Genomic DNA, 19409 nt, shown 5'->3' on the forward strand with positions numbered 1-19409 from the left:
TTAGCACCAAAGCTCAAACAACCCAATGATAGGAACCGTGTGCCTATTAATAAAACAATCCCTGCCGAAATTAAGCGAGGAGACAGATGAAAACAAAACAAGCAAAACCAGTGAAAGCCGAACAACTTAGCAGTTATTACGAAGAAAGCCGTGGCCTAGAACGAGATCTCATAAACGAATTTATAAGGTCACGCAGAACGGCGTGGCGTGTAGCGAGTGCTGTTGGTCTTTTTGGCTTATTCGGTATGATATGTGGCGTTATTGGATTTTCCCAACCAGCCCCTACACCTTTAGTGTTACGTGTTGATAACACAACGGGTTCTGTTGATGTTATCTCAATTATGCGTGAGCACGAAGAAAGCTATGGTGAAGTTGTAGACAGATATTGGCTCAACCAATATGTACTTAACCGTGAAACTTATGACTACGATACCATTCAACTGAACTATGACACAACAGCTCTTTTAAGTGCAGCTTCTGTTCAGCAAGAATATTATCAAATCTATGATGGAGAAAATGCACGGGATAAAGTGCTTTCCAACAAAGCACGTATCACAGTTAAAGTGCGATCAATCCAACCCAATGGACTCGGTCAAGCAACTGTACGTTTTACGACTCAACAGCTTGATAGCAGCGGCGCTGCTAATGGACCAAAACAACACCGGATTGCAACAATTGGTTACACCTATGTCGGTGCCCCCATGAAATCATCTGATCGATTGCTTAACCCTCTTGGTTTTCAAGTAACAAGTTACCGTTCTGACCCGGAAATACTGTTGAATGATTAAGGAATTGATTGTTATGAAAAAACTCGCATTTGTTGTTCTATTGTCTTCGTTTTCTTCTCTTTATATAGGACCTGTTCAGGCACTCAAAAGTCCATCAAATTCACAATATGATCACCGCATTCGCTATATAACATATAACGAAGCTGATGTGGTTCAAATTGAAACAGTTCTGGGAGTAGCAACACATATTATTCTTGAAGAAGGTGAACAGTATATCACTCATGCCTTTGGCGATTCAGAAGCCTATGCCTTCGCGCATAAAGGGCGGCATATTTTTATTAAACCAAAAGCGGAACTTGCCAATACCAATCTCATCGTCGTAACGGACAAACGGAGTTACAAATTCCGACTGCAATTTCGAAATGACCGTGCAGGATCAACCTATGAATTAGCTTTCCATTATCCCGATTCAACCGATGAAAAATCAGAAGAAAACAACCGACGCCTTGCCATTGAACGTGGTTTTCACCAAAGCGTGAAGGGTTATAATCTCAGTTACACCATGAGCGGTCATCAAGATATTGCTCCTATCAATGCTTGGGACAATGGACGTATTACTTACTTCAAGTTTCCCGCTAACATGGATATGCCATCAATTTATGTCGTAGATGCTGAAGGGAATGAAAGCTTAATACCACGCACCATTATCGGCAGTTCTAATGATATTATCGCCGTTCATAAAGTAAATCCTAAATGGCTCATACGACTTGGTAAACGCGCGCTCGCTGTTTTTAATGAAGCCTATGACCCACATGGTATACCAAACACAACTGGAACAGTATCTTCGGTGGTTTATCGTATCAATAAAGGAGGAAAATAATGTTTGACAATAAGGAAGGAGATGAAAAAGGTAGAAAACTGGACAATATAGAGCAAAAACATATTGAAGATGCTTATGGGAGCTCCGAACTAGGTTCAGATCATCGTCCGACAATTCCAGGGACCCGTGCATTGTTAATTGTAGGACTTATTGTCATAGTAGCGGTACCAATTGCTCTAACTTGGAAGGCTTTAAAAATGGGTAGTACCGTGGAAGTGGAGGAAGAAAAACCACAACAAACGGTACAGCAAATTATACCGAGCTATATCCCTCGGGTTATAGAAGAGCCAAAACCTGTAGAAGAAGAAAAACCAACACAACCTGAAGATTCAAGCTTAGATATTTCACCAGCCTTAGCTAAACTTCTTCAAACAACCGTTCCCCCACATATGCTCCAAGATTCTGAAGAATTAGCGCGTAAACGTATGCTTAGTTCTAGTCTTAACAATGGTGGGAGTGAAGGATCTACGGATACAAATAATAAAACATCGAATGATGACAGTGGTGCATTAAATCTCCAACCTGTACGTTTAGGTCAATCACATGCAGCGCAACTTCGTAACCGTGATCTTTTGATTACACAAGGAACGCAAATAGACTGTACATTGGAAACAAAAATCATCACGTCACAACCAGGAATGACGACATGTCATTTAACACGGGATATTTATTCTACAAGTGGTCGTGTTGTTTTGCTTGACCGTGGTTCTAAAGTCGTTGGTTTTTACCAAAGTGGCTTACAGCAAGGACAAACACGTGTGTTTGTGCAATGGTTACGCATTGAAACGCCTTCTGGAGTTATTGTCAATCTTGACTCACCTGGTACAGGTCCTCTTGGTGAAGCAGGTATGGGTGGCTGGGTTGATAGACACTTTTGGGAGCGATTTGGTGGCGCAATTATGGTGAGTATTATTGGAGATTTAGGAGAATGGGTGAGAGGTAAAATTAATAAAAGTAGAAAAGAGGATAAAGAAAAAACACAGCCACAAGGAGCTCATAATGCTGAATCAATCGTAACCGATGTTCTTCAGAATTCGATCAATATTACACCAACTCTTTACAAACACCAAGGCGAACGAGTGAATATTTTTGTTGCTCGTGATTTGGATTTCAGCGATGTCTACAGTCTCGTCACACGTTAACCCGATACAAAAAGATCAAGCAGTTTCTCAGCTTTTGCAACCGCTTGATCGTTTCTTAGAAGATCCGAAGATCACTGAATTATCGATCTGCCGCCCCTGTGAATTATGGACAAAAAGCTTCAACGGGTGGCAGGTCCATAGCGTACCTGAGTTAACAACAGCTTTTTTGCAAACGCTTATTACAGCGATTATCGTTTATAACGGAATGGCTCCCAGAAGTATTAATTACGTGCTCTTGCCTGGTGGACAACGTGGTACAATTATCCAAGCGCCAGCTGTGGTTGATGGTGCTCTTTCCTTTGTGATTCGTAAACATTCCCTTATCGTTAAGACGTTACAAGAACTTAAAGAAGAAGGGACATTTGATGATTTTTCCGATGTAAGTTTTAATAAGCCTTCAGCAAAAGAAGCCAATAACTTGTTATCGAAGCAGGACTTCACACGGTTAGAACCATTTGAAGTTCAGCTTTTACAACATAAACGTGAAGGAAAAATTCTTGAATTTTTAGAAGAATGTGTCCTCCACAAACGCAACATTATCATTGCCGGTAAGACAGGATCGGGTAAAACGACATTTGCCCGCTCGCTCATTGAAAAAGTCCCTGTAGAAGAGCGTATTATCACGATTGAAGATGTTCATGAGCTTTTTCTACCCAATCATCCTAATCACGTAAATATGATTTATGGTAACAATGTAGGTCGTGTTTCAGCTGAAGAATGCTTAGACGCCTGTATGCGTCAATCGCCTGACAGAATTTTTCTTGCTGAATTACGAGGCAATGAAGCATGGGAATATCTCAATTCACTCAACACAGGTCATCCTGGATCGATTACAACGACACATGCAAACAGTGCTTTGCAGACATTTGAGCGCTGTGCCACTTTGATTAAAAGATCAGAAGTTGGTCGCCAACTCGAGATAGAAATGATCAAGCTCGTTCTTTACACAACAGTTGATGTCGTGTTGTTCTTTAAAGATAGAAAACTTTCTGAAGTTTTTTACGACCCGATTTTTGCTAAATCAAAAATCACTTAAAAGAGCCTTGCGCTTTCGATAAGAGTACACAAATAAAAAAAGCCGTAACCAATTGTTACGGCTTTTTATTGAATATCGCTCTTCTCTTTGCTTCTCCAATGTATTTTCTACACTCTTCATGAACAGAAAAAACAAGTGAATAGAAAACAAAATCGCATATAAAGTTTTATTCTTTTATCTTTGATCATTCTCTCTATTTATCCTTTGAAAAGGTATATTTGATGCAAAAGAAAAAAATAAACTTTGATTCGCCTATCAATAAGAACTTCATGAAACAGATACTGATAATCATCAATAATTATCATGATCAAGACAAAAGCTTATTTTAAGCGATCAATAAATACGTTTTTTAATCCAACAATCTCCAGATACAGAGAATCCAATATAAGTTATAGTCTCATTCTGATTGAGCATCTATAAATCACATGTCATTCGGGAATAAAAAGTATAGTGACATATCGATCCTGCTTGGAAGAAGAAAGTTTCTTATCCTATACCAGCTTGTAAACAATCAAATTTCTCTAAAGAAAGCTTTGCTAACCATATCACGTGGGACTCATATCCCCAGCCCAAAGGATTAAACTTCTCAACCCAAACTGATCTTTAACTCTCTGTCTCTTTGCCTAGCAAGGTGAACTTTTAACCACTTTAAGCACCACATCGCAAATGACGGTATTTTACAGCACAACCAAATAAATACACAAAGAATAACGAATCATATCATTAATAATTGTAGAGCTCTCTTTTATATTAAGAAATGTATTTTATACTGAAAAATAAGGATTAAACTTATATAAATTTGATATTTCCTCAAAAGTCTTTTGGGCTCTCTAATAAATTCAAATCGTTTGACGTTATAACAGTTTTAAACAACTCCCTCTTAATTATATCATCTATCAGAATAATAGAGAGTGATTTTATGCTCTATTGATATAAGGTAGTCTTCTTTTATAAAAAATGATCAATCAAATCATGCATTAAAATGAGAATTTTGATACGAATTTAATAAAAACAAAAACACAATTTCCCTTGTTCCACTTTACTGTTTATGAATCGGTCCATTTGCACAGAGAGAACTCCACTATGAGCTTTTTTAAGCCCATACAGTTAGCAAGGATTGCTTTTACAGAAAAAACTTCATTGTTAAAGATTACTTTGCTTTTAGAACAACATAGTTACGATCGCCTCATAAGAGGTTCATGCGCTCTTAGAGATCAAATTCTAAGGGTACACACTATTTCTAACCTTAACCTTTGCTTTCATGAAGGCGTTATTTTTTAAAGGCGACGTTCAACCATGAGTTTTTTAATTTCAGCAATCGCTTTTGCTGGATTTAATCCCTTTGGACAAGTTTGTGCACAATTCATAATCGTATGACAGCGATAAAGGCGGAAAGGATCTTCTAAATTATCCAGCCGTTCACCACACATCTCATCACGTGAATCGGCAATCCAACGATAAGCTTGGAGCAAAACAGCGGGCCCCAAATAACGATCACCATTCCACCAATAACTTGGGCATGATGTTTGGCAACAGGCGCACAAAATACATTCATAAAGACCATCAATTTTTTGGCGATCGGAGTGACTTTGTAACCACTCTTTTGCAGGTTCAGGCGAAACAGTTTGCAACCAAGGTTCAATGACTCTGTGTTGAGCATAAAAGCGCTTTAAATCAGGAACCAAATCTTTCACGACTGGCATGGAAGGCAAAGGATAGACCTTAATGGGGTGCTTTACATCATCCATACCTTTGGTACAAGCCAATGTATTGGTTCCATCAATATTCATCGCACAGGAACCACAGATTCCTTCACGGCAAGATCGACGCAGTGTCAAAGTCGGGTCAATATGGTTTTTAATGAACAAAAGCCCATCAAGAATCATAGGACCACAAGCAGAACGATCCACATAATAGGTATCCAGATGGGGATTTTCCTCATCATCAGGCGACCAACGATAGACGTGAAATTCTGTCAGTTTTGTCGCACCTTCAGGTTTAGGCCAAACCTTTCCTGGTTTTACTTGAGAATTTTTGGGAAGCTTAATTTGTACCATATTTCATTCTCCCCTTAATAGACCCGTTTTTTAGGTGCAATGCGCTTTAAATCGATTCCACCATCAGCTTCAGATGTTAATGGGTCCACATGGACAGGTCGATATGATAACGTCACCTTACCTTCTTTTGACAAATGTGACAGCGTATGTTTTCGCCAATTTTTATCATCACGCTCTGGATAATCTTCACGGGCGTGAGCGCCACGGCTTTCTAAACGTGCTGCCGCAGAATGAACAGTCATGATAGCATTTGCCATGAGATTTTGAAGCTCTAATGTTTCAACCAAATCAGAATTCCATATCATGGAACGATCTGTAACTTTAAGGTCAGACAATTCCTCCCAGATTTTATTCATCCGTTGGCATCCCTGTTGCAAAGAATCTTCTGTACGGAAGACTGCAGCATCTTCTTGCATGGTGCGTTGCATTTTTTCACGCAAAAGAGCTGTTGGTATCGCTCCTTGTGCAAAGCGTAAACGATCAAAACGTGCCATAATTTCGTCAACAGCTTCTTCATTCAAAGGCGGAATTTCTGCATTCCGATCAATAACTTCCCCCGCACGAATGGCAGCAGCACGCCCAAACACCACAAGATCAATCAATGAATTTGATCCCAAGCGGTTAGCACCATGAACAGAAGCACATCCCGCTTCACCCACTGCCATCAGTCCTGGCTGAATACGATCAGGCGAATCAGCTGTTGGATTGAGAACTTCGCCGTAGTAGTTGGTAGGAATACCGCCCATATTATAATGAACCGTTGGCAAGATGGGGATCGGTTCTTTTGTGACATCCACCCCTGCAAAGATTCGAGCGGATTCAGAAATCCCTGGTAAACGCTCGTGTAAAATTGCAGGATCAATATGATTGAGAACCAAATGAATATGATCCTTCTTAGGTCCAACGCCACGCCCTTCACGAATTTCCAGCGTGATACAACGTGAAACCAAATCGCGTGAAGCCAAATCCTTAAAAGAAGGGGCATAGCGCTCCATAAAGCGTTCACCTTCAGAATTGATTAAATAGCCCCCTTCCCCACGAGCACCCTCTGTAATGAGACAGCCAGAACCATAAATTCCTGTAGGATGGAATTGCACAAATTCCATATCCTGAAGGGGTAATCCAGCCCGTGTGATCATTCCACCCCCATCACCCGTACAGGTATGCGCCGATGTTGCAGAAAAGTAAGCACGTCCATAACCACCAGTTGCAAGAACAACCATCTTAGCAGAAAAACGGTGTATTGTACCATCATCGAGATTCCACGCCACAACCCCGGTACAAACCCCATCGGTCATGATAAGATCGAGTGCAAAATATTCAATAAAAAATTGCGCATTATGCTTTAAGCTTTGTCCATAAAGCGTATGCAAAATGGCATGGCCTGTACGATCTGCTGCAGCACAAGTCCGTTGAACAGGTGGACCTTCACCAAATTGTGTCGTATGTCCACCAAAGGGACGTTGATAAATTTTGCCTTCTTGCGTTCGGGAAAAAGGAACGCCATAATGTTCTAATTCATATACAGCAGCAGGGGCATTACGCACCAAATATTCCATTGCATCGGTATCACCCAACCAATCAGAACCTTTCACGGTATCATATAAATGCCACTGCCAATTGTCAGGTCCCATATTTGAAAGCGATGCGGCAATTCCCCCTTGTGCTGCAACCGTGTGTGAGCGAGTTGGAAAAACCTTCGTGATACAAGCTGTCTTTAATCCTTGTTCTGCCATACCCAGTGTTGCACGTAATCCTGCACCACCTGCCCCAACAACAACAACATCAAATTTATGATCTACAGTGTGATAAGGGGCGTTACCTGCTTTAGCGCCCAAAGATGATCTTGTACCCGCCATATTTGTTTAACCCCCTAATGCAATTTTTAAAAGAGAAAAAATAATGACACCGCCCATGAAAAAACAAAATAAAATATTTAATGTTAAAAAGAATAACCGGAAACCTTCGCGTGGAATATAATCTTCAATCACCACCTGCATAGTAAGTTTCATGTGATAAAGAACTGAAAGAGTCATCAATCCCATCAAGATAGCCACAATAGGATGTGCAAGCCTTGCACGCACAATACTATAGTCCTTGCCCACAAGCGAAAGAATAAGAACAATCAAAAAGATTAAAAGCGGTAGATTGATAAACCCTGTCAAACGTTCTCGCCAAAAATGCTCTGTTCCTGCATGCGCACTCCCCCGCCCCCGTACTTTTCCAAGTTCCGTTCGAAAATCTTTTTTCATGTCTCTTTTCACCCCCAGCTACACAACGGTATATCCAATAATCCAAATTGCAAAAGTAACAATAAGAGAAATAAACACTGTTGCCCAAGCAGTAACTGTTGCCTTTTCTTTTGCTAAAAGGCAAGGCTTCAGATCCCACACAATGTGGCGAAGTCCCCCAACCATGTGATGAACCCCTGCCAAAGTATAAAGAAACAAAATACACAATCCAAACCAAGAACTATAAATTTCGTGAACTGTTCTAAATGCCTCCTCGCCACAGGCAATAGCAATTAACCAAACAGCAAAAAAAACCGTTCCAACATAAAGAGCCATACCCGTAATACGGTGTGCAATAGACATGGCCATAGTAATTGTCCAACGATAAATACTGATATGAGGGGAACGAGGGCGCTCTTTTATCCTAGTTGTCTCTGTCATAAAATATCCTGACCTGGTTTTTGCAACCGCAATGAACGAGAAGGTTCACACAAAATGACCAAATATACTCTCTCGTTTTTACTTGTTTGGCATCTCAAGATACCGATTACAGGTCGGTTGTCTCAAATAACGGATTAAAGGTCACGCATAAAAAGAACCGATTACTCCACGGATATGATCCGCAAAACTTGCCTTAATCTAATACACTTTTATCTTAACGTCAAAGGTCTAACATCTTTTATCAAATATAAACAGATATTTTTTCAACTATACTTATTCCGTTTGAGTATCCACGACATGTGCAATGATACCCTGCACTTCACCCATTTATGTAAGAATAAAAAAGAGACAAAATTTGGATAGGTTAAACATTTTTGTGTCCCCGCTCAGCCTTTTACAAGTCTTTTAAATGACAAAACGAATCACTAAAAACACAAAGAAGCGGCATAAAAGCCGCTTTTGCATAAAGTTTAACCGATATAATTTTTACTCAGCAACGTGCGTTTCAATATCTGCGCTTATAGGGGCTGTTTCTACTTTCTCAACTCCCTTTTCACCCTTTTTTCGATAATCTCTCTTTTCAGCAATACGGGCGGCTTTACCTCTCAGACCACGAAGATAATAGAGCTTTGCCCGGCGCACTTTACCACGACGCACCAGCTCAACAGCTTCAATCAAAGGAGAATAAACAGGAAAGACACGTTCGACCCCTTCACCATAAGAAATCTTGCGGACTGTAAAGGTCTCATTCAACCCACCGCCTGAACGCGCAATACACACGCCTTCATAAGCCTGAACACGCGTCCGCGTACCTTCGCTCACACGCACCATAACACGGACTGTATCTCCTGGTTTAAAGGCTGGAAATTGGCGTTTTTCTTCAATTTTTGCACATTGTTCAGCTTCAAGCTGTGCGATAATATTCATTTTTTTATCCTTCATGTTCTTTATCGAACAGTCAGAGCGCTCAACTCTTACCCAAAAAGCCTTGTACTATGAAAAGTTGCTCTTTAGGCTATGCCTTATTACAGGAGCGAATACACCATTCCTTCATTTTACTTTTGGAACTATAGAAAACCTTTTATTCAAAATTCTCTTAAAAAGAGAGCCATGCAATACACCACCTTATCCTATGAATCAAGTTTTCTGACGATTTTTATCATACTGCACATAAAGATCAGGACGACGTTGACGTGTTAACAATTCGGCTTGGCTTTGACGCCAATCTGCAATCGCTTTGTGATGCCCTGAGGTTAACACAGGCGGAATCTCTCGTCCTTCGAAAAGAGAAGGGCGCGTGTATTGGGGATGTTCCAGCAAACCATTTTCAAAACTTTCACACTTTGCAGAAGCTTTATTTCCCATCACGCCAGGGAGAAGACGGATAATAGCATCTAAGATAACCAGTGCGGCAGTTTCACCGCCTGAAAGAATATAATCACCAATAGAAACTTCTTCTAATTCCCGTGCTTCTATAACTCGCTCATCAACGCCTTCAAACCGTCCACAAACCAATGTTACGCCCGAATCACCAGCCAAACGACGTGCATAAGCTTGATCAAAAGGCCGCCCACGGGGACTCATCAATAACCTTGGCGAATCCTGTGGACAATGATCAATCGCAGCTGCCAAGACATCTGCCCGCATCACCATACCAGCCCCCCCACCAGCAGGTGTATCATCAACGCTATGGTGTTTATCCAAAGCAAAATCTCTAATCTGCACTGTCTCCAGTGACCAAACTCCCCGCTCTAAAGCTTGCCCTGCTAAAGAATACCCTAAAAAACCAGGAAACATTTCAGGATAAAGAGTTAAAACACGCGCCTGAAACTTCATTTTTGTTTTTTCATCCTCATTTTATTCAACAAATTCTTTTAAAGTCAAAATTACACAAACCAATTCCATATAACGCTATAGCGTTAATTAGAATCTTCTTAACCTGCGACCTATTCAATAGGGTCCTTTCCATACTTAAACTTTCAAAAAAGACTCTAAAAATTCAGCAATATCTCAAGATAAAATGCTTACAATATCTGCTCAAAAGTATTCTCTTAATCTTTGCATACTTTTCACTTTTTATTGACAAAATTCGCCAATTATTTTTTACTCTCATCTTTATTTTCTTAGATTCAAGCCATTTCGTTACTGATCATTTTCTCTCCCACTGCTCAGGCCAGCCGCCATGGGATCAACAATAAGAAAACCAGAATCCATACAAATTTCTGGTACCGCCACCTTACTAAAAGGAATAAGTACTCTTTTGCCTGTATTCAAACCTATTTCAAGCAAATCGCCAGCCCCGAAATTATAAAAACCACACACTTCCCCTAAGACTTTTCCCCCACAATCTTGAACATGCAGTCCTATTAAATCAACTTGATAAAACTCATCCTCGCCCAAATCATCACTCAATTGATCACGCATTACATAAAGGTGAATCCCTTTCAAAGACTCGGCATCATTACGATTATCGACCCCTTTAAACCGTACAATCGCGTTATTTTTTTGTGTTCGAAGAGTTACAATTTCATAAGAACGCCCCATATCATCATAAAGAGTCCCGTAAGATTTGAAACGCTGTGGCTCAGCACTTAAAATTTTAACAAAAACATCTCCTTTTATACCATGAGGCATACCAATAATGGCAAGATAGACTTTATTTTTAAGGTTTTCTTTATTATACTTCATACAAAAACATTATCTCTCAAAAGTGAACCCTCAATCTTAATCATTTCTATTCAATCTTGTTGCCATATAAGACAATCTTTCCCAAAGACCTTTCTTGGTAACAAAAACAAATTACAAAGGAGAAAGTCTTATGGCAAATATTATGCTATTTTACAAAGATATCACGCCAATCAACAAAGTTTCCCATAAAAATCTAAAATTTGCGCCACCAAGTGATATGTCTTTTGCCAAAAATACGCACTGGGTTCCTTTAGCAAGTACTGAATATTTTCAAGCAGCCCTAGACTATCCTATTTTGTTTATGTGCGCTGAAGATGAACAAAAAAAACGGCACTATACTTCCGCTGCCCTTGTTGGCCTTTCTAACGATGAAAATGACTATATCGCCTCTGATAAAAGCTGGAGAACCCATACTTATGTTCCTGCTTTTGTTCGTCGCTATCCTTTTGTTTTAGCACAAATTAGCAATGAAAAAGAACTTTCCGTTTGCTTTGATCAACAGTCAGGAATGTTTAATGAAGTCGCAGGAACAGAACTTTTTAATTCTGATGGCTCTATTTCTCCTTTTATGGAAGAACGTATTCGTTTTCTTGAAAGTTTTAAAATCGCGATGGAGAAAACCTCTGAATTCATTGATGCTCTTGTGGAAATGGATCTTCTCAGTCAAAAATCAATCAATGTGAAAAACGATCAAGGTCTTTCAGCGCAATTGGAAAATTTTTGGGTTGTTGATGAAGAAAAATTGAATAAATTATCAGCAAGCCAACTTGCAAAACTTCATAAAAATGGCTTTTTAGGGTTAATCTTTGCACATTTGATGTCAACGCATAATCTTTTAAAAATACTCTCTCTCAAAGGTGAAAAGCAACTGATCAATCATGAAGAAAAACCCGAAAACAAGAATGGTCACATCAACGATGAAAGCTCTACAAAGAAAGAAACCCTTAACTAGATAATGCCTATAAAAAACGACAAGAGAAAAGATGAAAATAGCCCTCTCATTCCAGCCGACCATGCGGTTTTAACTGCAAGGAAAAACTGGTTAGAGCATCTTGTAAAAACCCGTCGCATGTCCGTACAAACAGCACAAGCCTATGAACGTGATACGCGGCAATTTTTGTCTTTTCTCTGTCAACATTTAAGCCAAGCACCAACTTTCACAGATCTTGCTCATTTACGCGTCAGTGATTTGCGTGCTTATCTTGCTTATCGGCGTACAAACAATGTCAGTGCGCGCTCTTTAAGCCGTGGGATAGCAGGCATCCGTTCTTTTTTCAAATACCTATCTCGCGAAGGAATTGTCAATATTCCTGCTGCTCAGCTTATCCGAAGCCCCAAACATCCAAAGTCACTCCCAAAACCTTTAGCAATACAATCAGCTCTCCACGTCGTCCAACAAGAAAATCAGCTAGAAAACGAACCTTGGATTAACGCGCGTAACGCAGCTGTCCTTATGCTTCTCTATGGCTGTGGTATGCGAATATCAGAAGCCTTAAGCCTCACACCAGAACAATTTTCTGATCCTAGGAAAACAAGTTTATACATAACAGGAAAAGGGGGCAAAACACGCCTTGTTCCTCTCATCAAAATTGTTTACGAAGCTGTCCAAAATTATCTCAAATATTGTCCATACCCTTTAAAAGATAACCAACCCATGTTTCGCGGTGCGCGAGGTGGTCCCCTACAGCCGGCTATCATTCAGAAAACTGTACGCAACTTACGTGCAAGTCTTGGTTTACCAGAAACGGCCACTCCCCATACACTACGTCATTCTTTTGCCACCCATCTTTTATCACGGGGGGGAGATTTGCGAACGATTCAAGAACTTCTTGGGCACGCGAGTCTTTCCACCACACAAACCTATACCCATGTTGATACAGACCATTTGTTGGAAATTTATCAAAAGGCCCATCCTCGTTCTTAAAAACGCTCCATCAAACAAATTAAAGTGTTTCAACCTCAAGTGCCAAGGCATGGACACAAGTCGCTAACTCTTCTTGTAAAACTTGATAAATCGCTCGATGGATTTCTACGCGCGTCATCTTAGAAAAAGAAGAAGATAAAATTTTCACGCGAAAATGTGTTTCTCCTTTACCATCAAAAGCATGTTCATTATGAGGATGTCCCTCATGAAGATGGCTCTCATTAATCACTTCAAGTTTCTGCGGATGAAAAGCATCCTGAAGCTTTTTCTTGATGATTGTTTCTATAGACATTTTTCATTCCTTAACAAAATGAAAGTGTAAGAATACACCTTTTTCATAACCAAATAAGTGTGAAAACAAATTTTTTAAAAGTCAATTCTTGTAAAATTAATCAATTTTGCATAAACCAATAATATGGCAATAACATCTAAATTATTCGATTCAATTCGCATAAGCTCAAATAAAAAACAAAAATCTGAGCCAGAAGTGCAACAGTGTCAGTGGGAAGGGTGTGAAAAGACAGGAACCCATAAGGCACCGGCAGGTCGAAATCACGAAGGTCAATATCTACATTTTTGTATTGACCACGTGCGTGCCTATAATAAAAATTTCAATTACTTTTCTGGTCTTAGCAATCAAGATATTGCAAAGTTCCAAAAGGATGCGCTCACAGGACATCGCCCAACATGGCCGACAGATCTTAGCAACGGCACAGCGAAAAAAACTGCGGCCAATTATGCAAAGATTCGCTCTGGAACAGCGGCCTATCAAAATCGTATGCGTGATCCCTTCACGCTTTTTACCGAACGGCGTTCAAGCAATAATTTCTCGCGAAAATTAAAGCCCTTAGAAGCAAAAGCTTTTGATACACTAGGACTACAAGCAAACGCTTCAGCAGAAGATATAAAGATGAAATATAAAGAGTTGGTAAAAAAGCACCATCCTGATTCCAATGGGGGTAATCGCGCTTCTGAAGAACGCTTTCGCGATGTTTTACATGCTTATAATTTACTCAAAAAATCTGGTTTATGCTAAAAAATACGCATTGGTATGAACCCATTTTCATTGAGATCATTACTCTTTGCATAAAAACATTCTTATCTTCACACAATATGATAGAATAGATTGAGAATGATCATCCTTTATCTCATCTTCCTTCATCTCTAAGGCTCTCGTTAGAGCATTGCATAAATGCTCTAACTCTTGTATCGTTTTCTCATGAAATAAATAGCGTTCTTTCCCTGCCAGAAATATCATGACAAATCTTAATCTTGAAAATAAACCCGATATTACCCTTTGTGCTCGTGACTTGTTTCATATTGAAACAGATATGAAAATTCCTGCTTTTAGCACAAAAAGCCCGCATGTTCCTGATATTGATCCCGATTATCTTTTTGATCCGCAAACAACTTTAGCGATTCTTGCAGGTTTTACTTTTAACCGTCGTGTCATGGTTTCCGGCTATCACGGTACAGGCAAATCAACACATATTGAACAAGTTGCTGCCCGTCTCAATTGGCCTTGTCTTCGCATTAATCTCGACAGTCATGTAAGTCGTATCGATCTTGTAGGAAAAGACGCGATTGTTTTAAAAGATGGCTTACAAATCACTGAATTTAAAGAGGGCATTTTGCCATGGGCTTATCAAAATAATATTGCTCTTGTTTTCGACGAATATGATGCAGGGCGTCCTGATGTTATGTTTGTCATCCAACGTGTTCTAGAAACCTCTGGTAAACTCAGCTTACTTGATCAAAGCCGCGTTATCTCTCCTCACCCAGCATTTCGTCTTTTTGCAACAGCCAATACCATTGGCCTTGGCGATACAACAGGGCTCTATCATGGTACCCAACAAATCAATCAAGCCCAAATGGACCGCTGGTCTATCGTAACAATACTTAATTATTTACCCCACGATAAAGAGGTTGATATTGTTTGTTCAAAGGTAAAATCTTTTCAAACAGCTGAGGGAAAAAAGACAATTTCACAAATGGTTCACGTTGCAGATATGGTCCGCCAAGCTTTTATCAATGGGGATCTTTCAACAGTCATGAGCCCACGCACTGTCATTACTTGGGCAGAAAATACCACAATTTTTCAAGATATCGGCTTAGCCTTCCGATTAACCTTTCTCAATAAATGTGATGAACTCGAACGTGCCACTGTCGCAGAGTTTTATCAACGCGCCTTTGGACAAGAGCTTCCCGAATCACTCATGCAGGGTGTCTTGTCTTAAAGGAATATGTCAATTATGGCGCTCGCCCCTGACGACAACAGCAAAAATCAAACAAACAATGCTCCCCTCAATACACTTGATAGTGGAGCATTTAAGAAAGCTCTTTCCACTTGTATGCGTGCCATTGCTGGGACATCCCACCTCGAAGTTTCCTTTAGTCATAATCGACCATCTTTGAGCGAAAATTGTGCACGTTTACCAGAATTACCACAACATGCTACGGATAAAGATATCACCATTACCCGTGGTTTAGGTGATTCCATGGCTCTGCGCAAAGCATGGCATGATAAGCGCATTCACATGCAATTTTCTCCGCTAGAATCAGAAGCGCAGGCTATCTTTGATGCCCTCGAACAAACACGTGTTGAAGCAATCGGTACTTTAGCCATGGAGGGGCTGGCAAAAAACCTTGATGCCATGCTCGCCGATAAATACAAAAGAGCCCATTATGAAAAGATTAGTAACCAAAGTGAAGCCCCTATCCAAGAAGCGTTAGCCCTTTTATTGCGTGAAAAAATAACAAAGCGCGCAGCCCCAAAAGAAGCAGGTCCTGTCTTAGAATTATGGCGCCAAGAACTTGAACAAAAAGCCGCAGCACAACTCAATGAGCTCACGCATCATATTTATAACCAACAGGCTTTTGCACAGATCGTTTGCCAAATGCTTGCTACACTCAAAATGACCGTGCAACAAGATGAAACTTCTGACAGTGAAAACAATAAAAAATTAAAAAACGAATGTGAACCTCAAGATCAAACAGCAGAAAAAAGTAAAAACAAAAAACACGCTCAAAGTGAAGAACAAACCAGCACAGAACAAGAAAGTGATGATCAAGACGAAGGAAAAACACAAGCAACACAAACAAACGATATTGATCAAACGAGTGGTGAGCAAAAAAATGACTCTTGGCAAGAAAAGCCGAGCAAACCCAAACGCCTTTTTTCCGATTCAGAACAAATGGAAAAACTTGGCAATTATAAAATCTTCACCCGTCAATTTGATGAAATTTTGGCAGCAACCGATTTTTGTTCTGAAAACGAGTTAGATAACTTACGCCGTTGTCTTGATAAGCAAATCAATCATCTTCAAAACATTGTTGGACGTTTAGCCAATCGTCTCCAACGCCGCCTTATGGCGCAACAAAATCGCAATTGGAACTTTGACCTTGAAGAAGGATATCTCGATACAGCACGGCTTCCACGTCTAATTATTGATCCCATGCAGCCCCTTTCTTTTAAAATGGAAAGTAACACCCAATTTCGAGATACGGTTGTTTCACTCCTCATTGATAATTCTGGTTCAATGCGCGGACGCCCCATTAGCGTTGCCGCAAGTTGTGCTGATATTTTGGCACAAACGCTTGAGCGTTGTGGTGTCAAAGTTGAAATTTTAGGGTTTACCACCAAAACTTGGAAAGGGGGAAAGTCACGCGAAAAATGGGTTGAGCAACATAAACCTCATCATCCTGGACGCCTGAATGATTTGTGTCATATCATCTATAAAAGCGCAGACACCCCATGGCGTCGCGCACGCCGCAATCTAGGTTTGATGATGCAAGAAGGATTACTCAAAGAAAATATCGACGGGGAAGCTTTAATTTGGGCGCATCAACGCCTTTTATCACGGCGTGAACAACGTCGCATTCTCATGGTTATTTCTGATGGTGCCCCTGTTGACGACTCAACACTATCAGTCAACGCCAGCAATTATCTAGAAAAACATTTACGCGCAGTGATTCAAGAAATTCAAACACATTCTCCCATCGAACTCATTGCCATTGGAATTGGACATGATGTCACCCGTTATTATCAACGTGCTGTAACAATTATGAATGCCGAAGAGCTTGCAGGTGCCATAACAAAACAACTAGAAGCACTTTTTAGTGATAAAACACCACAAAACTTATAATAAATAAACCCGCCTTAAATCAGCCATACAGCAATCTATGGATTTATCATCATGCATCGAGCGTTATTCAACTTAAATAAGAATCCTAAATGCCGTAAAATTCTTTTATTTCAAATCTGTCCCCATTAAATCAAGTAAAATCATTTTCTTGCCCATAACAAGCAATGCTAGAAAGAATAATTCTATTTAAAAAACATTTCACGTTACTTCCAAGTTTATTTCACAAAAGCACCTATGAATGATATTGCAGTACCACCATCTTTACGCTCCATAAAAGAGAAAACCGATACTATCATTATGCGTTCCACCCTTAATATCGCAACAAACCTTGGCATTTAAGATGATTCATGAAGGGCTTTCCCCTGCTTATCATATGCAAGAGAGAAACTTTTGATTGAAACAACATAAGAAGATTTACAATACGTAAAAGTTATATGCGGCTTCTCGTCATGTTGCAAAATGATGATATCCTTATAACTTCAATAAATTAACAACACACAACTGAAGTTTCTTTTACATCAATATAGTCTATAAGAAAGTATTTTTAGCCTCGTTCAAAGAATGGTTATCCATCCATTTTTATGAAAGCCTAAATAAATAATTTTTATTGCTTCCTCACAAAAAGGGGCTTGAAATGCGAGCCTCTCCCTTTAAACCATGAAGCGATAAACCCTCTCAATCAACGATGCTATCGCACGCTTAACATAACAAAAATTTTCTCAAAGTTTAAAGAAAACAAAAAACAAAGGTTATTATTTGTTACAAGCAAAAGAGGAATCCTCCTTTGCATGACTTTGATAAAGAGGGAGTTTCACAATGTTAAGAATTGTTCCATAAGGAATTAACATCAACAAGCTCATAATAATTTTTACGGAGAAATCGCCAAAAGCAAGCGAGAGCCAAACGGGCATACCTATCCCTCCCAAGACAGTACTCTCCACCAGTGAACTATCAGCATACCCTGTTATCTGATCAAGAATGGCAAAAGAGCTCGAAAAAGCAAGAGAAAAAAACAACACGGTATCCAACGCCGAACCAACCAACGCCGCTGCTAAAGGTGCTTTCCACCATGTTTTCCGTCGCAAAGGCGTAAAAACAACGATATCAAGGAGTTGACCAAATAAAAATGCCAAACTAGAAGCAAGAGCAAGCCGCGGTGTTGCCAATATCCAAGAAACAAAAACACCGGCAAAAAAACCAGCATAAACCACACGCCGTGCAGCAGATGGACCATAAAAACGATTGGTCAAATCATTGATGAGAAAAGCAAATGGATAAGTAAAAGCCCCATAAGTCAAAAGCTCATTCAAACCAAACCAATAGACGGGATACTGAACCAAAATATTAGAAGCCGTAACCGCAAGACACATTGCTAAAATAGAAAAAACAACATATCTTCTCTTTTGCTGTTCTAATAAAAGATCGCTTGAAAACATTTTTTTTAACCTGGGCTATGGAACCAATAAAACAATAGAGCGATCAAAGAGAGAAAAGCCAAAAAATGAACTTCTAGAACGAAGATCCGTGATTAGAGCATCAATCCACTAAAGATAATGTGATACGAACAATCACGCTACAAAAATCACGCTGCTTGCTCAGCCTTTTGCTCGCTTTCTTGCTCAGCTTTTTTCTTAATGATTTGGCGTTTTAACAAACGCGCACGTTGCGACAATTCTTTATCATCTGCCTTGACCAAAAAGCCATCAAGACCACCACGATGCTCAACAGAACGCAATGCATTTGCTGAAATACGCAAGCGATAACTTTGCTGCAACACTTCTGAAATCAATGTCACATTGCAAAGATTTGGTAAAAAACGACGCCGAGTCTTATTATTCGCATGGCTAACATTATTACCATACAGAACCGTTTTCCCTGTCAATTCACATGCACGAGACATAAACTTCACCTTTAAACTCTAAGAAACTTTCAAATCCCTATACCCCAAAGACACAATGAATGCAAATCGCGCATAATGCGACCTTGAACGGGCATCATTGGGAAGTTTCTTTCTAATAGGGGCTCGACAACAAAAGGTCAAGTCTTTTATAAAAGCTTTTTCATCTCTTGGCTGACTCATCCTTCATCTTTTTCCAAAATCAAGGCGTGCAAATTCTGCTAAAAAGCGTACAAAATG

At 39.8% G+C, this 19409-nt stretch carries 19 protein-coding genes and 1 pseudogene; 10 read left to right on the plus strand and 10 right to left on the minus strand.

Annotated elements, in window-relative coordinates; genetic code table 11:
* The 5 genes and pseudogenes from T429_RS09725 to virB11 form a co-directional block, all read left to right on the plus strand.
* Positions 1–90, plus strand: a pseudogene (locus T429_RS09725) (TrwH protein); the annotation flags it as partial.
* Entirely contained in the window at positions 87–788 is a 702-nt protein-coding gene (locus T429_RS0102380; protein WP_005774214.1) for a VirB8 family type IV secretion system protein, read from the plus strand. The pseudogene T429_RS09725 and the gene T429_RS0102380, both read left to right, overlap by 4 nt.
* A gap of 13 nt (positions 789–801) precedes the next feature.
* Positions 802–1608, plus strand: coding sequence for a P-type conjugative transfer protein VirB9 (gene virB9, locus T429_RS0102385; protein WP_005774215.1), 807 nt, complete (start codon positions 802–804; stop codon positions 1606–1608).
* Positions 1608–2750, plus strand: a complete 1143-nt coding sequence (virB10, locus tag T429_RS0102390; protein WP_005774217.1) for a type IV secretion system protein VirB10 — start codon at positions 1608–1610, stop codon at positions 2748–2750. The genes virB9 and virB10 overlap by 1 nt, the downstream gene beginning before the upstream one ends.
* Positions 2725–3786 carry a P-type DNA transfer ATPase VirB11 gene (virB11, locus tag T429_RS0102395; RefSeq protein WP_005774218.1) on the plus strand — a complete coding sequence of 354 codons (1062 nt, stop codon included), beginning with the start codon at positions 2725–2727 and terminating at the stop codon, positions 3784–3786. Before virB10 ends, virB11 begins: the two co-directional genes overlap by 26 nt.
* A gap of 1277 nt (positions 3787–5063) precedes the next feature.
* On the opposite strand, the gene T429_RS0102400 is transcribed toward virB11, so the two are convergent.
* The 7 genes from T429_RS0102400 to rimM all read right to left on the minus strand — a co-directional run bounded on the left by T429_RS0102400 (position 5064) and on the right by rimM (position 11203).
* Positions 5064–5843: a succinate dehydrogenase iron-sulfur subunit gene (locus T429_RS0102400; protein WP_005774220.1), complete on the minus strand. Its 780-nt coding sequence runs from the start codon at positions 5841–5843 to the stop codon at positions 5064–5066.
* A 14-nt stretch (positions 5844–5857) separates the two neighbouring features.
* Complete coding sequence (gene sdhA / locus T429_RS0102405) at positions 5858–7702, minus strand: succinate dehydrogenase flavoprotein subunit (RefSeq protein WP_005774221.1); 1845 nt, start codon at positions 7700–7702, stop codon at positions 5858–5860.
* Positions 7703–7708: 6 nt separating this feature from the next.
* Positions 7709–8095, minus strand: a complete 387-nt coding sequence (sdhD, locus tag T429_RS0102410; RefSeq protein WP_005774222.1) for a succinate dehydrogenase, hydrophobic membrane anchor protein — start codon at positions 8093–8095, stop codon at positions 7709–7711.
* Between the two features lie 18 nt (positions 8096–8113).
* The gene (gene sdhC / locus T429_RS0102415) at positions 8114–8515 is read right to left on the minus strand and encodes a succinate dehydrogenase, cytochrome b556 subunit (protein ID WP_005774223.1); all 402 of its coding nucleotides are present in this window, start codon (positions 8513–8515) and stop codon (positions 8114–8116) included.
* 486 nt (positions 8516–9001) lie between these two features.
* The gene (rplS, locus tag T429_RS0102420; RefSeq protein WP_005774225.1) at positions 9002–9442 is read right to left on the minus strand and encodes a 50S ribosomal protein L19; all 441 of its coding nucleotides are present in this window, start codon (positions 9440–9442) and stop codon (positions 9002–9004) included.
* 210 nt (positions 9443–9652) lie between these two features.
* On the minus strand, positions 9653–10351 hold the full coding sequence (gene trmD / locus T429_RS0102425; protein ID WP_005774226.1) for a tRNA (guanosine(37)-N1)-methyltransferase TrmD: 699 nt from the start codon (positions 10349–10351) through the stop codon (positions 9653–9655).
* A gap of 306 nt (positions 10352–10657) precedes the next feature.
* On the minus strand, positions 10658–11203 hold the full coding sequence (gene rimM, locus T429_RS0102430; RefSeq protein WP_005774227.1) for a ribosome maturation factor RimM: 546 nt from the start codon (positions 11201–11203) through the stop codon (positions 10658–10660).
* Positions 11204–11333: 130 nt separating this feature from the next.
* Between rimM and T429_RS0102435 the strand changes: the two genes are divergently transcribed.
* Both T429_RS0102435 and T429_RS0102440 read left to right on the plus strand, forming a co-directional pair.
* Positions 11334–12155, plus strand: coding sequence for a SapC family protein (locus T429_RS0102435; RefSeq protein WP_005774228.1), 822 nt, complete (start codon positions 11334–11336; stop codon positions 12153–12155).
* Between the two features lie 3 nt (positions 12156–12158).
* Positions 12159–13127 (plus strand): tyrosine recombinase XerC, encoded by a 969-nt coding sequence (locus T429_RS0102440; RefSeq protein WP_005774230.1) that lies wholly within the window; start codon positions 12159–12161, stop codon positions 13125–13127.
* Positions 13128–13146: 19 nt separating this feature from the next.
* Here the strand turns inward: T429_RS0102440 and T429_RS0102445 are convergent, their stop codons facing one another.
* Positions 13147–13419, minus strand: coding sequence for a BolA family protein (locus T429_RS0102445; RefSeq protein WP_005774231.1), 273 nt, complete (start codon positions 13417–13419; stop codon positions 13147–13149).
* A gap of 123 nt (positions 13420–13542) precedes the next feature.
* Between T429_RS0102445 and T429_RS0102450 the strand changes: the two genes are divergently transcribed.
* From T429_RS0102450 to cobT, 3 genes are all read left to right on the plus strand, one after another.
* Complete coding sequence (locus tag T429_RS0102450; protein WP_005774232.1) at positions 13543–14163, plus strand: J domain-containing protein; 621 nt, start codon at positions 13543–13545, stop codon at positions 14161–14163.
* A gap of 220 nt (positions 14164–14383) precedes the next feature.
* Positions 14384–15364, plus strand: a complete 981-nt coding sequence (gene cobS / locus T429_RS0102460; RefSeq protein WP_005774233.1) for a cobaltochelatase subunit CobS — start codon at positions 14384–14386, stop codon at positions 15362–15364.
* Positions 15365–15379: 15 nt separating this feature from the next.
* On the plus strand, positions 15380–17272 hold the full coding sequence (gene cobT / locus T429_RS0102465; RefSeq protein ID WP_005774234.1) for a cobaltochelatase subunit CobT: 1893 nt from the start codon (positions 15380–15382) through the stop codon (positions 17270–17272).
* Positions 17273–18024: 752 nt separating this feature from the next.
* Here the strand turns inward: cobT and T429_RS0102470 are convergent.
* Together T429_RS0102470 and rpmB are read right to left on the minus strand one after the other, a co-directional pair.
* On the minus strand, positions 18025–18708 hold the full coding sequence (locus tag T429_RS0102470; RefSeq protein WP_005774235.1) for a VUT family protein: 684 nt from the start codon (positions 18706–18708) through the stop codon (positions 18025–18027).
* A 146-nt stretch (positions 18709–18854) separates the two neighbouring features.
* Entirely contained in the window at positions 18855–19172 is a 318-nt protein-coding gene (rpmB, locus tag T429_RS0102475; RefSeq protein ID WP_005774236.1) for a 50S ribosomal protein L28, read from the minus strand.
* Positions 19173–19409 lie beyond the last annotated feature (237 nt).

This window comes from Bartonella elizabethae F9251 = ATCC 49927 (genome assembly GCF_000518165.1).
Classification (GTDB): Bacteria; Pseudomonadota; Alphaproteobacteria; order Rhizobiales; family Rhizobiaceae; genus Bartonella; species Bartonella elizabethae.

Excerpts from the sequence above, each read along its gene's own strand:
- T429_RS0102380 (WP_005774214.1), top strand. The coding sequence starts at position 87 with ATGAAAACAAAACAAGCAAAACCAGTGAAAGCCGAACAACTTAGCAGT.
- sdhD (WP_005774222.1), bottom strand. The coding sequence starts at position 8,095 with ATGAAAAAAGATTTTCGAACGGAACTTGGAAAAGTACGGGGGCGGGGG.
- T429_RS0102400 (WP_005774220.1), bottom strand. The coding sequence starts at position 5,843 with ATGGTACAAATTAAGCTTCCCAAAAATTCTCAAGTAAAACCAGGAAAG.
- virB11 (WP_005774218.1), top strand. The coding sequence starts at position 2,725 with ATGTCTACAGTCTCGTCACACGTTAACCCGATACAAAAAGATCAAGCA.
- sdhA (WP_005774221.1), bottom strand. The coding sequence starts at position 7,702 with ATGGCGGGTACAAGATCATCTTTGGGCGCTAAAGCAGGTAACGCCCCT.
- T429_RS0102440 (WP_005774230.1), top strand. The coding sequence starts at position 12,159 with ATGCCTATAAAAAACGACAAGAGAAAAGATGAAAATAGCCCTCTCATT.
- rplS (WP_005774225.1), bottom strand. The coding sequence starts at position 9,442 with ATGAATATTATCGCACAGCTTGAAGCTGAACAATGTGCAAAAATTGAA.
- virB9 (WP_005774215.1), top strand. The coding sequence starts at position 802 with ATGAAAAAACTCGCATTTGTTGTTCTATTGTCTTCGTTTTCTTCTCTT.
- cobS (WP_005774233.1), top strand. The coding sequence starts at position 14,384 with ATGACAAATCTTAATCTTGAAAATAAACCCGATATTACCCTTTGTGCT.
- virB10 (WP_005774217.1), top strand. The coding sequence starts at position 1,608 with ATGTTTGACAATAAGGAAGGAGATGAAAAAGGTAGAAAACTGGACAAT.
- T429_RS0102435 (WP_005774228.1), top strand. The coding sequence starts at position 11,334 with ATGGCAAATATTATGCTATTTTACAAAGATATCACGCCAATCAACAAA.
- T429_RS0102470 (WP_005774235.1), bottom strand. The coding sequence starts at position 18,708 with ATGTTTTCAAGCGATCTTTTATTAGAACAGCAAAAGAGAAGATATGTT.
- rimM (WP_005774227.1), bottom strand. The coding sequence starts at position 11,203 with ATGAAGTATAATAAAGAAAACCTTAAAAATAAAGTCTATCTTGCCATT.
- cobT (WP_005774234.1), top strand. The coding sequence starts at position 15,380 with ATGGCGCTCGCCCCTGACGACAACAGCAAAAATCAAACAAACAATGCT.
- T429_RS0102445 (WP_005774231.1), bottom strand. The coding sequence starts at position 13,419 with ATGTCTATAGAAACAATCATCAAGAAAAAGCTTCAGGATGCTTTTCAT.
- rpmB (WP_005774236.1), bottom strand. The coding sequence starts at position 19,172 with ATGTCTCGTGCATGTGAATTGACAGGGAAAACGGTTCTGTATGGTAAT.
- sdhC (WP_005774223.1), bottom strand. The coding sequence starts at position 8,515 with ATGACAGAGACAACTAGGATAAAAGAGCGCCCTCGTTCCCCTCATATC.
- trmD (WP_005774226.1), bottom strand. The coding sequence starts at position 10,351 with ATGAAGTTTCAGGCGCGTGTTTTAACTCTTTATCCTGAAATGTTTCCT.
- T429_RS0102450 (WP_005774232.1), top strand. The coding sequence starts at position 13,543 with ATGGCAATAACATCTAAATTATTCGATTCAATTCGCATAAGCTCAAAT.